The organism is Persicobacter psychrovividus, assembly GCF_036492425.1.
GTDB lineage: Bacteria > Bacteroidota > Bacteroidia > Cytophagales > Cyclobacteriaceae > Persicobacter > Persicobacter psychrovividus.
This window is the reverse complement of record NZ_AP025292.1, coordinates 322,870-338,392: the sequence shown is the minus strand read 5'-3', so window position 1 is coordinate 338,392 and position 15,523 is coordinate 322,870. Positions and strand designations below refer to the sequence as shown.

Sequence of the window (15,523 nt, the reverse complement as noted above, 5' to 3'; positions counted from 1 at the left end):
CACCCACTTCAAATTTTGACACAACCCTAAAACCCACCTTTTCCATGCAACTCAACTTTAAAAAATTGGGGCAGGGGCCAAAGCTGATTATCCTGCACGGCCTTTTTGGTTCACTTGATAACTGGATGACGTTCGCCAAAGTAATGGCTGAACAGCATACCGTTTACCTTGTAGATCAACGCAACCACGGAAATTCCCCCCACGCACAAGATCATAACTATGAAGCAATGGCAGATGACCTGCTTGCCTTTTTCGAAGAACACAACATTGAAGAAGCCAAAATCATAGGTCATTCCATGGGAGGAAAAACAGCCATGCAGTTTGCGGCAGAAAATCCTGATAAAGTTGTAAAGCTGGTGGTGGTAGATATTGCCCCAAAGCAATATCCTGTGCATCATCACGAAATTATTGAAGCCCTGGAGCGTGTGGACTTGACAGCCCTGAAAAGCAGGGGAGAGGCCGACGCAGCGCTTCAAATGTCCCTGAAGGATATCGGTGTTCGCCAATTTTTACTCAAAGGCCTTGCCCGAAGTAAAGAAGGCTTTCGCTGGAAATTCAATTTGGAGGTACTTAAAGACCAGATCGAAAATGTTGTTGCGGCCCTCGACCCACAATTGGGTTACGACGGCCAAAGCCTGTTTATTCGGGGCGCACTTTCCAATTATATCATGGAAAAAGATACTGCCCTGATCAAAAATCAATTTCCTGAAGCACACGTTGTAACAATAGAAAATGCTGGGCACTGGATTCATGCCGAACAGCCCGAAGCTTTTCTTAAAGCGATTCAAAAATTTATATAAATGTCAAAAAATAAAGGTACACTATTCCTGATTCCCAATGTAATTGCTGACGGCACCGCCGAAGCAATGATTGCCCCACAGGTTCGGGATATCGTCAAAAATACTTCTTATTATCTCGTAGAAAATCTTCGCACTGCAAGGCGCTACATCTCAAGCCTCAAGCTTGGACTGACCATTGAAGCGCTGGAATTGGAAGTATTGGACAAAAAGACCAAAGATGCCGCACTGGCGCAGCTGATGAAGCCTGTAATGGACGGCAGAGATGTCGGCATTATTTCAGAATCAGGTTGCCCTGGCATTGCAGATCCTGGCGCTCTGGCAGTAGAATACGCCCACAAACACGGCATCAGGGTGGTACCATTGGTAGGGCCATCGTCCTTATTTATGGCCCTGATGAGCTCGGGCTTCTCTGGGCAGCACTTTGCTTTCAGTGGCTACCTGCCGATTGATAAAAAGCGCCGCATTGATGCCATCAAAAAACTGGAACTTACTGCACGCGAAAAATATCAGACGCAAATTTTTATGGAGACGCCCTATCGGAACGATCATCTGTTTGCTGATCTCGTAAAAACCTGCAGCGCCAATGTAAAGCTCTGTATCGCCAAAGATGTTTCGGGACAAGACGAAATGATCATGACCAAAACCATTGCTGAATGGAAAAAGGTAAAGCTATCAATTGGTAAGTTCCCGACAATTTTTGTATTAAGTGCATAAAAGGTATTGAGTAACTGCAATTTTACTTACCTTTATGTTTTGGAAAAAACTTTAATGTTCTTTGTGTGGGAGTGTTTTTCTTGGTGAGAATCCAAGGCGATTTTGGTCCCCGTGCCGAGTTCAAAAAATCCTAAAATCATAATTATTATGTCATATTTCTTTACGTCAGAGTCTGTGTCTGAAGGACACCCTGACAAAGTTGCCGATCAAATTTCTGACGCACTCATCGATCACTTCTTAGCGTTCGATAAAAACTCCAAAGTAGCTTGTGAAACTTTGGTTACGACAGGACAGGTTGTATTGGCGGGAGAGGTGAAATCCCAAGCTTATTTGGATGTTCAGCATATCGCCCGTAATGTTATTAATAAAATAGGCTATACCAAAGGTGAATACCAGTTTGATGGTAACTCCTGTGGGGTAATCTCTGCCATTCACGAGCAGTCTGATGATATCAACCGTGGTGTTGATCGTGAAGATCGTGAAAACCAGGGAGCGGGAGACCAAGGAATGATGTTTGGCTACGCGACCAACGAAACAGAAAACTACATGCCGTTGGCGTTGGAAATCTCTCACCGCTTGTTGCGCGTGTTGGCTGATCTCCGCCGTGAAGAAACGGAAATCCCTTACCTTCGTCCTGATGCAAAATCTCAGGTAACTGTACAGTATTCTGACGACAACAAACCAGAGCGTATCGAGGCGATTGTCGTCTCTACACAGCACGATGAGTTTGCTGATTCAGATGAGGAAATGTTGGCGAAAATCGAACAGGACATCAAAACCATTTTGATTCCTCGCGTATTGGCCAGCTTCCCTGAAGACATTCAGGCATTGTTCGGTGACGACATCAAATATCATATCAACCCAACAGGGAAGTTTGTGATTGGTGGCCCTCACGGCGATACAGGACTAACTGGCCGTAAGATTATCGTAGATACTTACGGAGGAAAAGGCGCTCATGGTGGTGGTGCATTCTCAGGAAAAGACCCTTCCAAAGTGGACCGTTCAGCAGCTTATGCGACACGCCATATCGCTAAGAACATGGTAGCGGCAGGCATTGCTGAAGAAGTTTTGGTGCAGGTATCTTATGCCATTGGCGTTGCACGCCCGACAGGCGTTTACCTGAACACTTACGGAACAGCAAAAGTTGACTTGTCGGACGGCGAGATCGCTCGTAAAATTGAAGGCATTTTCGACCTTCGTCCTTTTGCGATTGAAGAACGCTTGAAGCTTCGTAACCCAATCTATCAGGAAACGGCAGCTTACGGACACATGGGACGTACGCCAGAGGTGAAGAAAGTTGTTTTCCCAAGCCCATACACTGATGATGTAGAGGTAGAAGTGGAAACCTTCACTTGGGAAAAATTAGATTATGTAGATAAAATTAAGGCGGAATTCGGTCTTTAATTATTGATCATACCAATGAAAAAAGGCATCCATATCGGATGCCTTTTTTTTATACCTACTCATTAAAACCTGCCGCTTATAAAGAAATAAGCCCTGGTACTACGGTAGCTTTCTTGTAAATTTCAATGACTTCATCAGAAGAACGAACAGAAAAACGGGCCGTAAACGACGAGAACTTGCCTGTCTTGGACTGCTTTTCTTCCACCATCTTCTTAGGGAAAACCTCTTCAAAGAAGCGATCTACCTGCGCTACTGGCACAATAAACTTAAATGTATATTTTGTCGGGAAATCATACTGTTGCTCCAGCTTATCCTTAAAGTCTTCGAACGAAAACGAATCATCTGCCATAATATTCCTTTTTATCTAATTATACGTCTTGTACGGCAATTAGGCACCCCTCGGTTCCATTTTGCATCTAAATACAAACAGCCTGCCGATAAAGATCAGCAGGCTGTTTTATTATATTTTAACAGCCGTGGCTGTCTTTAATTCTTAGTAGTATAGGTAACGTTGATCTTTAACATTGGCAGCCTCTTTCAAAGATTCGCTGATGTTGAAAGATACACGGTTATCCAATTTTGCTTCCAACTCTTTCTTGAACTTGCTGTAATCTGCAATTTCAGGAGCTTCAGTTTTAGCGATTGTCTGAACAACCAAGATACCGTTGTCTGTTTTTACAGGCTTAGAAATCTCACCATTTTTCAATCCGAAGATAGTACCTACAGCCTCTGGAGCGAAACCAACAGATGGCAAAATGTTAGAAGAGATTTTCAAGTCTGATGCTTCGTAAACTTTAGCATCCGAACCGTAAGCAGTTGCCATTTCATCCAATGAACCACCTTTCAGCTTTTTCATGATAACTTCAGCTTGCTTCTCTTTCTTCACTTTATCAGTGATCTCCGCTTTCACGGTAGACAATGGAGCAGTACCTTTCTCAACAACGCCAGTCAATGCTGCAACAATGTAATTATCGCCCGCCTCTTTAGCATCAGAAACTTCTTCCATAGCTGCATCACGGAATGCCCAGCTAACTACTGTGCGTGCATCAGCGATAGCACCCAAACGACGATCGTTAGCATTTACAGTTGGTGCTGTCTGGATACGGTATCCTTTTTCTTTCGCTGCCGCCTGGAACTCGTTCAAGTCACCTGCTGAAGCAGTAAAGCTATCTGCCTGACGGAAGATTTTATCACGTGTTTCATCAGAAGCGATCATCTCACGCTGAACAGTCGCTACTTTAAACGATTTAGCAATCGGCGCTTCAGTTACTTTGATGATATGGAAACCGAATTGTGTTTCTACCACTTTAGCATAAACACCCGATTTTTTCATAGAGAATACAGCATCTTCAAAAGGCTTCACCATACGGCCTTCAGAGAACCAACCCAAGTCACCACCACGTGATGCTGAAGGATCTGCTGAATTTTCGCGAGCTTCTTTTTCAAATGAAGCACCACGCTTGATCGCACGAAGGATACCTTCTGCTTTTTTCTTTGCTTTTGCTTTAGCTGCTGGTGTGCTGTCTTCAGCACGAATCAGGATGTGCGATGCACGAGCTGATTTTGCTCCATCAGTAGCAACGTCAGAGATCTTATATAATGTATAGAAACCACCATCGTTGTATGGTCCCAAGATGTCACCTTTTTTCAAGATTTTCTCATTGGACTGCAAGATGATCGGCAATTGATCTACGGTATAAGTACCGAAAGAAGGTGCTTTAGAATCGGTGTTAGCCGAAGCATAAATCGAATCTTCCTCTACTGAAGGCACCGTTGCCATTTCAGCTTTGAAAGCTTGCATATCTTTGAAGAAATCTGCTGAATCTGCCGCAGAAGGAACAATAGGGAATGTTACATACTCCAAAGAGCGGTAAGCATCTGTTTGATATTGCTTCTGGTGGTCATTCAAGTAGCTTGACAACTCGCTGTCAGATACCGCAACCGCTGAATCACTTACAGAATAGTAAGGGATGTACAAATATTTAGCCTCAGCAACTTCGTTCTCTGCTCGGTATTGTTGTTGTGCTTCTGCATCTGTAATGTAGTTGGCACCTTGCAACAAATGATCGAATTTGATACGCTTACGCGCAGGGATCAAAGAAGCTTCAAAAGCATTCCATTGTGTACGTTGCTGAGCAGGCATTTGGCCCAAACGGCTCAAGAACTGAACAATTGCACCTTTATCAAACTGCCCTGTTTTAGGATCAGTAAATGAGGCACGGATCTGAGGGCTGATGTTTTTACCCTGTACCATGTCCACCAATTCTTCATCAGAAACATTCACGCCAACAGCGTCATATTCTTGTTTGAAGGATTCTTTTACAACCATAAGGTCCCATGCTTGCTGACGGATAGAGTTCATCTCTGTTTCCGTAGGGAAGCGACCATAGCTGTTAGTGAAGTTGTACTTGAGGTCTTCTATCTGTTTCTGATAAACGTCCAGTGGGATGGTGTTTCCTGCGATTTCCCCCACATTCCGTTCGTCCTTCTGACCAGACTTAGGACCCATCAGGTCTCCACCAACAATAAAAACTAATAGGCCCACTGCGATTACACCCACAGCGACGCCCGATTTTTCACGTATTTTGTTAATTAAAGCCATTGTTTAACACAATCTAAAAAGCGCAACGAATATTATTTCTTATTTATTTCAATATTGAGAAGGACCAAATAGGCAAAAAAACAAATCCCAACCTACACCAAGCCATCTTCCTCTCTAAAAAATTTTGGTTCGAAATATCGGTAAAAAACCATTGAAAATAAACCTTTTCTGTATCGTATTGTCAAAAAATTACGATCAAGGGCCTATTCGGTGGATATTTCGCACTTAATTCAAGCGTTTAACATCCAAAATTCAGTTTAACGATCTTCGAAGATAAGCCAAAATAAAAGAATATTTACCAAATTATATTTTTTATTATTTTGAGAATGCAAACATATTTTTGCATTAGTCCATTGCCGAGCGATCCAATCGGATCACATCGATGCCATTGTCTTTCTTGGATTCAATAAAAACAACACCAATAGAGGTGAATATTTCCTCTTGCTCCTCAGGGATCTTTTGGGCTTCAGCAAAGATGAATCCGCCCAGTGTATCATACTCACCTTCGGGAATATCCCAGTCGTATTTATCATTAAGGTAATCAATGTCCAATCGGGCAGACAGGATGAATTTATCATCCTCAAGAACCTCTTCCACCAGGTATTCTTCATCATGCTCATCGCGAATATCCCCCAATATCTCCTCAATCACATCTTCAACACTCACGATCCCTGCCGTACCACCGAATTCATCAACAACTACAGCGATACTCTTTTGCTTGGTCACGAACAGAAACAGCAGGTCGCTTGCCAGCATGGTTTGGGTCACGATGGGAATATCCATCATGTTTTCCTTTATACTTTTGGGCTTTCTGAAAAGGTCTGCCGAGTGGCAGTAACCAATAATATCATCGATGGTATCACGATAAACCAATACTTTGGAGTGCCCACTGTCCATAAAAGCGGCCTTGAGAGTTTCAATATCATCATTCTGTTCCACAGCCACAATATCCGTCCGTGGGATCAGGCAGTCCCGCACCTGAATGGTTTTGAACTCAAGTGCATTATTGATGATCCGTGAATCGACCTCCTGTTCGTCTGCATAACCCTCTTTGAGGTTACTCACAAACTGACTCAGCTCTGTGCGCCCAAGTACGCCTGTTTCTTCATTGTAGGGCAAACGCATGATGTGAATAATAAACAAACGGGAAAGGTACATCACGGTCGTTACGACAGGCTTGCTGATGTGATATACCAGCCAAACAGGAATGACCAATAATTTAAGCACCCCATTGGGATCAATTAAAAAAACCGATTTAGGGGTAAACTCTGCCAAAAACAAAACGATTACCGTCGAGATGACTGTTTCGAGAAAAAACAACAGCAAGGGGTTGTCAATAGGCATGATGTGGTAAATATCATTCAGCCCGTTGATAATCTGCGACATAAACACCGTATAGATCATCAATGTAAATGTATTACCGATCAGCATAGTGGCCACAAACTGACTTTGCTTCTTCAGGAATTTAGAGTATATGCGGCCTGAAAACATTCCCTTTTTTGCATCGAGCTGAAACTGCAGTTTATCGGCAGAAACGAACGCTATCTCTACACCAGAAAACAGGGCAGAGGCAAGCAAGGAAATGATGACAATGATTATGGGCTGTTCTAATGAATCAATCATGAGTTAAAGGCTATCGCTTGGATTTTTTTCGCCCTTTACGTTTGGGCTGTTGAATATTTTTTGATGCTGATTTATCTTCCGGTGCCGTCGCTCTTCCTTTCAAAAGTAGGTAGCCGAAAAAACTTGCTACACTAAACATAAAGATAAAATAGGATTGCTCAAAACCGACGGTCATGAGTTGATGTACACCAATTATAAATGTGGCCACGCAAATTGCGAAAATAATCTGGGTAAAAAGGGCTTTCGAAAACATGCTAAAATGTTGATCGGGTGTTGTTGGTTGAATCTGCGGTACTGTCATTTTCCTGATCAAGCAGGATGGTCCCTTTAGGGGATCGAATTCGGTATTCTGTAAAATCCTGGTCGGCATCAAGTCCTTCCCCCATCAAAATCTGCCCATCAGATTCTATACGGACAAATTTATCGGTATAAACCTTTTTGGTTTTAGGGTTCCAGTACAACTCTTCAGTATTCAGCTTTTCTCCAGAAATCGCATTCTTAACCACCACATCGCCCTGCGCTTTGTATTCTGTTTTTTCTTTGTCGTAATAGCAGTAATCGCAACGCAGCGTAGCTTCAATTTCCCCAGTTTTATTAAAAAACTCCAGATACAGGCCTTCGGGAAATTCACGGTCGCCCGTTTCATACTCCAATTGCTTATCAGCATTAAGGGAAAGCACGAGCCTTGCGGAATCGCTGTAATAAGTCAGGATACTGTCAGCCTCCATCATGGGGCCTTCATACTTGACAAAGTGGTTTACTTCGGCATCTTTTTTATGACAGGCGCTTAACCCGATAACTGCCAGCAACAACACAATAAAAGTCGAAGAATGAAATCTACTCATATAGGAATGATAAAATACTTAATAGCCCAAAGATATAAAAAAAGCGACCAATAAAATATTGGTCGCTTCATTGATTGTATCAAGCCTGATGATTAGTCACGCTTTTTAACCAAGACAGTCTTGTTGATCCAACATCCAATTTTCACTGGATCACCAACGTTCATGTCATAAGTAAAGATATCTTCCATTGATGGGAACTGCGCTTTAGCACTGCTCATTCCACCTTTGTTTCCTGCTTTTTGGTACATTTCGTAAGCGGCAATAAATACTGCGCGGTCTTCTACTTTGTTTTTGTTCTGACGACACTTCTCGAAAGAAGAGAAGTACAATCCACCAATGATGTTATAAGCATCTTTCTTTGAAGGATCTGCCTGAACGGCTTTCAATGCATACTCACGTGCCATAGCATTAGAGTGTTGTTTTGCATATACCCCAGCCATATCCAAATAGATTTGTGCTTTTTTGGTACCATCATCAGTCAATGTCAATGCTTGGTTATAGAACTCCATAGCATCGTTGTAATTCCCTGCTTGCTTTTCTTTCATACCGATCAATTTAGCAATACCGAAATCAGGCTCTTGCTTCAACATGATCTTTGCAGCAGTCAAAAAGATTGGTGCTTCCATACAACGACCCGCCAACGACAATTTGAAAATGTTCTTTGCCAATTTCAAGTCTGTAGGATCTTGCTCTAATTTTGGTCCTAAAGTGTTTGCGATAAAATCACAATCTACTTCTACAACCGTTGTGAACAGCTTATCAACTGTTTCACGAATACCTTCTAACTTCTCAGCATTCGTCCCTTTTGCGTCTTTCTGATCAAGTACCGCACTGATTTCTTCATAAATCACGGTTGCTTGTTCGTCAGTAATGGCATCTGGACTTTGCTCTTTATAGCGGCGAACCAAATCCATATAAGCCAAACAGTTATTATCAAGCACCTTGGCACCGTTAATCTTGAAAGACTCCTGGAACATAGCGTAAACCTCAGGATATTTTTCTGGCTGATCTTTGTAATATGAATAAGCATAATATGCCTTACGATCAAGCACTGTACCTCTTTGACCAAAATGCTTGATACGCAAATCATAAGTGATCATTGCTGAATCCTGCAACATTGCCTTAGCCGCTTTATCTTTCGATCTGCGCGCCAATTGGTCATAGATTTTCGCTCCATTTTGGTAAAGCGATTTGTTCAAGTCTGGTGCATTTACAATCAACCAGTTTAAAGGCGCACGACATGCCTCGTAATTTTTCGCCTTCATGTTGTCGGTGTAAATTACGTTCTTTTCCTGTGCGATTTCCTCTTTCCCTTGTGGCCAGTTCCAGCCCGCTTGTGCATAAGAAGCACTCACGCTACCAGCGACAAGAAGAACACTCAAAAGTGATTTGATCTTCATAGTTATTATTGATTAGTCGTATTTTCTTCTAATAAACCATCTTTCACTGAAGGTTACTCCCAACGTTATCTGGAAGTAATTTTCCCTGAAAGCATTATCTCCGCCATCGCGGACACCTGCAGCTCCTGCTACGGAGAGGAAGTTATAACCTACAGGAAACGATGCTCCTGCAGACACTGCCATTTCGGTAACATTTGTAGAACCACCATTATCATTAAGAATTAGATAAGGCGTTTGTTCAAATGAAAGCCCTGCGCGGTAAGCCACACGCGAGAAATAGCTTCTCACCGAGAACATGTCTGGTGTAAATTCTCCACCAAGTGCTAACTTATAGGCATTCCCCAACGAGTAAGCATCAGATCCTGAATTTTGCAAATGATTACTCCAATCCTGTTGCGTAAAATCCAGGGCGATCGAGTATTTATATTCCTTTTCAAAAGCAAGGCCAACCCCTAACTTAGCAGGCAGGTCAGTTGTATAACCTGGGTCATCTAAAATCGGCTGACGGATCACCTCAGGAGCATAGGGGTTACCAGTGCTCACACGGCGCTCAAGCGCAATCTCACGAGAACCCGACAAATCGGCTTGAACATCATAGGTCAAACCAATATTCAACCATTTTTTCTCGCCAATCTTGCCACGGTATCGCCCACCAAGCTGAACAGCAAGGTCGCTTACCGATATTTTATCCTGATAGGCCGTCAGATAGCTAAATCTAAAGGCTTCCTCGGCTACACTCGGATCCAAATCGAACGCACGCTCATCGCGGTAGCTACTAATTTGTTCCCTCGTATAAAATCCAAACAAATATGATGCCTTAAGCCCAATACTGAAATTTTTATTTAGTCGAACCCCATTTGACCAATAGGCTGTTCGTAATCCTCCCTCACCCTGAAGTGACTGCGATCGGTAAATATAAGCTGATCCGTCTGGCGCCAAAGGACCCGTCATTACAGGGCTTGTACCTTGATTAATGCGGTAATTAATATTTGAATATGGGTTAAAACCAAAGTTCATGGTCCATTTCCCGGCCATAATTGGAAAAGCAATCGAAATATAGCTCAAGTTTCCTGAACCTGAAAACTGAGAATATTGCTCGTCATGAACAGTTCGGCCATCATAGCTTCCTCCAACTTCTATAAGGGTTAGATTAACATTTGACAACAGCGCGGGGTTGAGGTTGTTGATAAACCAAGGAGAGCTCTGTGCGATTCCAACGCCTGCTTTCCCCTGATTTGATGCAAATCCCTGTGGATTCAGACTACCAATCCCCATAGAGGAGTAGGGGGTTTGAGCCATTTGCGCTGCTGCTTGAAAGGAGCAGGCAATCCATAAAAGCACAAGGCTTACAACACTAATTCTTTTCTTTGACATTATGATGTAATATTGCATTAAGACCGATTAACACTAAATCAGGCTCCACAAAATTGTTTAAATTACCGAGATGTGATTGAAACACGGAAGCATCTCCTCCACACATGATGACTTGCAAGTTATTAAATTTCGTGTGATAGTGGCTAATAATTTCACGCATTTCTGACAAAAGTCCATAAAAAGCACCGCTTTGCATACATTCAACCGTATTTTTGCCTAAAATATCACTTGGCACTTCGGCCGCCAAATCGGGTAATTTTGCGGTAAACTCATGCATGGCTTTGAGTCGCATTTTCCAACCTGGGGAAATCCCCCCGCCATGGTACACCTTATGGGCGTCAATCAGATCATAAGTAACACAACTTCCTGCATCGATGACCAGTACTGGTCTGCCAGAAAACAACTGCTGGGCACCACACACACCTGCTACCCGATCTACTCCAAGCGTTTGAGGGCTGTGATATTTGTTGATGAAAGGCACTGAGGTGGATGATTTTAATTCCACCAAATAGTGGGCTCTTTTTTTGAGTTCATGGAACAACGCTTGATCGAATTGCCCAACGCTACTATAAATAATATTGGCCTTCGGGTATTCGCCCAAAAGCTGATCAATCGAAAAACGATCAACTTTGTTACTGATTTTTATCAATTTATTAGCAAAAAAAACGCCTAACTTTGCACGTGTGTTGCCAACGTCCAATACAATATTAATCATTTCATCGGTTTTCATCCGCTAAGAATCTTTTGATTTTGTTTAGACAAAGATGCAAAAACTTGTGACTTTAAGCATCCTAAAATAGCTTATGGCGTCTTTTTTGCTGTAATTTTAATAATACACAACATGCAACCGGTACATAAAGACTTTTAGTTCCAATCAAATGAATTTGAATTTTATCACTGGTTAAAATTTTAATTGATTGCTAATGTGATTTTTTCCTACCTTGCAAATGTTTATTAGAATCCGTCAAATTTATGTGCCGTTAATAAAAAAAGAGTTATTTTATTAAAAATAGAATAATAGAATAGCTTAAGGCTTTTTTTTTACGCTATTGTACTAAAGGTACTTTTTGAGATGAAAGCCAATGGTACACATTCCAAAAACACCTACAACTCCAAGATCAGGAATAATTTAACTTAAAACTAAATTAAGGATCAACGCATGCTCTGTAATTCATTATGAGGGATTTTTTGAGTTGATTAAAGCAGATTATGAAGAAATTTATTGTTTTCCTGTTAGTCTCTGTGCTAACAGTTGCGGGGGCCGTTAGTCAGCAGGCGTTCGCTACATCAGCCCCAAATTCGGCAGCAACGACCATTACTGCTGATGCCCACCAACACGACGATCATCAGACGGTGAGCGCCGACGATGGTCATCATGAAGCCGATCACCATCAGGCACCAGCATGGACGGTGATTCCATTCGTTTTATTGTTGTTGATGATTGCAACAGGTCCTTTATTTTATGAACATTTCTGGCACCACCATTACCCAAAGGTAGCGGTAGGGTTGGCCGCTCTGGTGGTCGGTTACTACTTATTGGTTATGGGAAATACCCACGGGCCTGTACACGCCTTTTTTGAGTATGTGCAGTTTATTGCTCTACTGACAGGGCTTTATGTTGCCTCTGGCGGGATCATGATCAATGTAGACCGAAAAGGCACTCCGCTGGCCAATACAGCTTTATTGCTTGTGGGTGCTGTGATCGCCAATATTATCGGTACTACAGGTGCTTCTATGTTGTTGATTCGTCCATTCATGAGATTGAACAAACAACGTATTCAGCCATATCACATTGTGTTCTTTATTTTCATGGTATCCAACGTAGGTGGTTGCCTGACGCCAATCGGTGATCCTCCATTGTTCTTAGGTTTCTTGAAAGGTGTTCCGTTCTTCTGGACCATGACCAACAACTTCGATACCTGGGCATTTGCGATTATTTTGTTGGCAGGCGTATTCTACTTCTTCGACCGTCATAACAACAGCAAGAATGAATTGGAAGCTGAAATGGCTTACAATGAAGAAACAATTAATGGTGGCGATGCCACAACGACTACCGTAACTACTGGAAACAAAAAGCAGGTATATTCAGGTAAAATCACCTTCACTGGTTCGAAAAACTTTGCTTGGTTGTTTGTTGTTGTTGCCGCAGTATTTTTGGATCCTAACGTATTCGACTGGGTTCCTGCAATTCATTACGATGGACAAAAAATGTCTTTCATAAGAGAGATCATTATGCTGGCTGCAGCTTTCTTCTCTTATAAATTCGCTGACAAAAAAGCTCTGGAAGGTAATGGTTTCAATTTCGAACCGATCCGTGAGGTTGCCTTTATTTTCATTGGTATTTTTGGTACCATGATGCCTGCACTGGAATTGGTAGGAAACTTTGCTAAGTCTCCTGCGGGACAAGCCATGATCAACCACAACACTCTTTATTGGGGAACAGGTGCACTTTCAGGATTCCTGGACAATGCGCCAACTTACCTGAACTTCCTTGCGGCCTCTATGGCTTCTAAAGGTGTTGAGCTTTCAAGCCAAGCTGATGTTCAGGCCTTTGCTGCAGGTACATTACATGTGGGCGAATCAAGTATTTTTGAGCTGACCGCCATCTCGGTTGCCGCCGTATTCTTTGGCGCGATGACGTATATTGGTAACGGGCCAAACTTTATGGTAAAATCGATTGCGGAGCAAGAGGGAATCAAGATGCCTTCATTCTTCGGTTACATCATTCGTTACTCATTGCCTATCCTGTTCCCAATCCTGGTATTGGTATGGGTGCTATTCTTCTACTATCAAGTATTTTGATTTTAGTTTACTGATATAAAAACAGCCTCAGGAAATTCCTGAGGCTGTTTTTTTTGTCCATACCTACCCATTGCCCCTGCGCAATCACGATCGACTATTAACAGAAATGCCCTTCAGCCGTTTAACAGATCATGTGCCAACGGGTAAAGACGGGTTATGATGCATTTAGAAACTTTTGAAGACTTCAGACAATTAACATATCGGGATAAAATTAAGACCTTGTATTTTCACGGGACTTTCATTGTCTCTATCCGGTACTACAGGCACAAAGTCAATTTATATCTGGTGCATGATTTTTATGTGGAAGTATTTTACAATCCACGGCTTGATATGATCGACCAGTTTGAGCTGTTCGACCCAAAACATAAAAGAACCAAGTTCTACACCGATCAAATTAATTTTCCTACTGATTTACTTAAATGAGCAATCAAATCATTGATCTGTGGGATGAGGGCATCGTGATCGCCATTATTAATGATCACATCTGCCAGGGCAGTCATTTGCGCTTCAGGCATTTGTCGGTCAATAATTTTCTGAATCTCTGATGCACTGCGTTGTGGATCCCTTTGCTGAATACGAATCAACCGCTCTGCACGAGGTGCCATGACCGCCACCACAACATCAACATTCCGCTCGGCAGCACTTTGCTCAAGCATAATTGCCGCTTCCTTGAAAATTATGGGGGCCGTCTGAGCCGATGCCCATAAGCTGAAATCCTCCTTTACGGCAGGGTGCACAATACTATTAAGCTTCGCCAGCTTTTCGGGTGAAGAAAATACCTGACGGCTTACCCATGCGCGGTTATACCCTTCAGAGGTGTAAGCCTCCTGTCCCAGCAAAGCTATAATCCGTGCCCGAACAGTCTGATGCGCGACGATGATCTCCTTGGCGCGATCGTCTGCATAATAAACGGGATAGCCCAAAACTTCCACATATTTACAAACGGCAGATTTTCCCGCGCCAATCCCCCCAGTAATGCCTACTTTCATCTTCATTTTACTTTTTGGAACCTTCCTTTACTACAGGTTGCTTAAACAGGATTTTTATGGCCCCAGAATCCAAATGAACATTCTCTACATGTTTAGGAATGGAAATTACATCGGGCATAACCATCGAGTCCCGATCGAGTTGCCAAAAATCAAGCCCTACACGAAAAGGGAGGTCAAGGTCTTTATCTCTGCTACGGATATCATACTGAATATAGGTGCTGCTGTCGTTGATGAACCAGGCTCCTTTAGGGTCAAAGTGCTTCAGCTCCATTTTAATTTTTCGATTGACAGTCACCAGGTGATCGACATCGAAAGCCACCCTTACCTTGGAAGGAAAAATACTGATATACGGCTTGAGTTGCGCCGCAATATCAATCTGTTCATTCACTTCCCCTTCAATGTTATTCAACGGAAGCTTCACATGAAATACATCTGGTTGCTTTTTCAGTAAATGCGCTGGGCCAAGAAGTTCAAGACTATCGGGAAAAGTACTGATCGCTGATAATATCCGATAACCAGGCGCAAGACTTATGGAATCAATTTCCACCGCGAGTTTCACTTTTTTTCTGACCTTTTTATCAATATCAAATCGAAGGGTATCTGTTAAAATCCGCTCAAGGTGGAGTTCTCTCTCTCTCAGAAATTCATGGACATCATTGTTCAAACCATAGGAGGTAATATACTTCCGCGAGGCATCTGAAGGCAAAATAATCTCTATCGGGGTATCGGAAATAGGAGAATACTGCTTCAGCAAGTTCCACCCCTCACCAGAAACCTCCACTTGTACATAAGCGGGCAGAGGTTTCATCACACTCAACTCACTTTGGTTATACCGATAGCCAATAGGCACCTTGATCACCATCCGATGATCTGTTTTTTGCAGTGCGGTAAGTAACCAAAAGCCAAAAGCTGACAAGAAACAAATCCCCATAATTTTGAGGCGCGCAGGATCTGACGAGGGCGCATATTT

General features: G+C 42.5%; 13 protein-coding genes. 4 read left to right on the top strand and 9 right to left on the bottom strand.

Annotated elements, in window-relative coordinates:
- The first annotated feature begins 44 nt into the window (after positions 1–44).
- The 3 genes from AABK40_RS01445 to metK all read left to right on the top strand — a co-directional run bounded on the left by AABK40_RS01445 (position 45) and on the right by metK (position 2,918).
- The gene (locus AABK40_RS01445) at positions 45–800 is read left to right on the top strand and encodes an alpha/beta fold hydrolase (protein WP_338397452.1); all 756 of its coding nucleotides are present in this window, start codon (positions 45–47) and stop codon (positions 798–800) included.
- Positions 801–1,514, top strand: a complete 714-nt coding sequence (locus AABK40_RS01440; RefSeq protein WP_338397451.1) for an SAM-dependent methyltransferase — start codon at positions 801–803, stop codon at positions 1,512–1,514.
- A gap of 147 nt (positions 1,515–1,661) precedes the next feature.
- Positions 1,662–2,918 (top strand): methionine adenosyltransferase, encoded by a 1,257-nt coding sequence (gene metK, locus AABK40_RS01435; protein WP_332919786.1) that lies wholly within the window; start codon positions 1,662–1,664, stop codon positions 2,916–2,918.
- Positions 2,919–2,994: 76 nt separating this feature from the next.
- On the opposite strand, the gene AABK40_RS01430 is transcribed toward metK, so the two are convergent.
- The 7 genes from AABK40_RS01430 to AABK40_RS01400 form a co-directional block, all read right to left on the bottom strand.
- On the bottom strand, positions 2,995–3,267 hold the full coding sequence (locus AABK40_RS01430; protein ID WP_332919787.1) for a DUF493 family protein: 273 nt from the start codon (positions 3,265–3,267) through the stop codon (positions 2,995–2,997).
- Positions 3,268–3,411: 144 nt separating this feature from the next.
- Positions 3,412–5,520: a peptidylprolyl isomerase gene (locus AABK40_RS01425; RefSeq protein WP_332919788.1), complete on the bottom strand. Its 2,109-nt coding sequence runs from the start codon at positions 5,518–5,520 to the stop codon at positions 3,412–3,414.
- Positions 5,521–5,865: 345 nt separating this feature from the next.
- The gene (locus AABK40_RS01420) at positions 5,866–7,143 is read right to left on the bottom strand and encodes a hemolysin family protein (RefSeq protein WP_338397450.1); all 1,278 of its coding nucleotides are present in this window, start codon (positions 7,141–7,143) and stop codon (positions 5,866–5,868) included.
- Between the two features lie 254 nt (positions 7,144–7,397).
- A complete protein-coding gene (lptC, locus tag AABK40_RS01415; RefSeq protein ID WP_332919791.1) occupies positions 7,398–7,988 on the bottom strand; it encodes an LPS export ABC transporter periplasmic protein LptC in 591 nt (196 codons plus the stop codon).
- Between the two features lie 92 nt (positions 7,989–8,080).
- The gene (locus AABK40_RS01410; protein WP_338397449.1) at positions 8,081–9,388 is read right to left on the bottom strand and encodes a hypothetical protein; all 1,308 of its coding nucleotides are present in this window, start codon (positions 9,386–9,388) and stop codon (positions 8,081–8,083) included.
- Between the two features lie 12 nt (positions 9,389–9,400).
- Positions 9,401–10,762 carry a BamG family beta-barrel-assembly machinery protein gene (bamG, locus tag AABK40_RS01405; RefSeq protein ID WP_338397448.1) on the bottom strand — a complete coding sequence of 454 codons (1,362 nt, stop codon included), beginning with the start codon at positions 10,760–10,762 and terminating at the stop codon, positions 9,401–9,403.
- On the bottom strand, positions 10,743–11,492 hold the full coding sequence (locus tag AABK40_RS01400; protein ID WP_338397447.1) for a type III pantothenate kinase: 750 nt from the start codon (positions 11,490–11,492) through the stop codon (positions 10,743–10,745). The genes bamG and AABK40_RS01400 overlap by 20 nt, the downstream gene beginning before the upstream one ends.
- 479 nt (positions 11,493–11,971) lie before the next feature.
- Between AABK40_RS01400 and AABK40_RS01395 the strand changes: the two genes are divergently transcribed.
- Positions 11,972–13,564: a sodium:proton antiporter gene (locus AABK40_RS01395; RefSeq protein ID WP_338397446.1), complete on the top strand. Its 1,593-nt coding sequence runs from the start codon at positions 11,972–11,974 to the stop codon at positions 13,562–13,564.
- Positions 13,565–13,953: 389 nt separating this feature from the next.
- Here the strand turns inward: AABK40_RS01395 and coaE are convergent, their stop codons facing one another.
- Positions 13,954–14,559: a dephospho-CoA kinase gene (gene coaE / locus AABK40_RS01390; protein ID WP_338397445.1), complete on the bottom strand. Its 606-nt coding sequence runs from the start codon at positions 14,557–14,559 to the stop codon at positions 13,954–13,956.
- A gap of 1 nt (position 14,560) precedes the next feature.
- Positions 14,561–15,484: a YbbR-like domain-containing protein gene (locus tag AABK40_RS01385; protein WP_332919798.1), complete on the bottom strand. Its 924-nt coding sequence runs from the start codon at positions 15,482–15,484 to the stop codon at positions 14,561–14,563.
- Positions 15,485–15,523 lie beyond the last annotated feature (39 nt).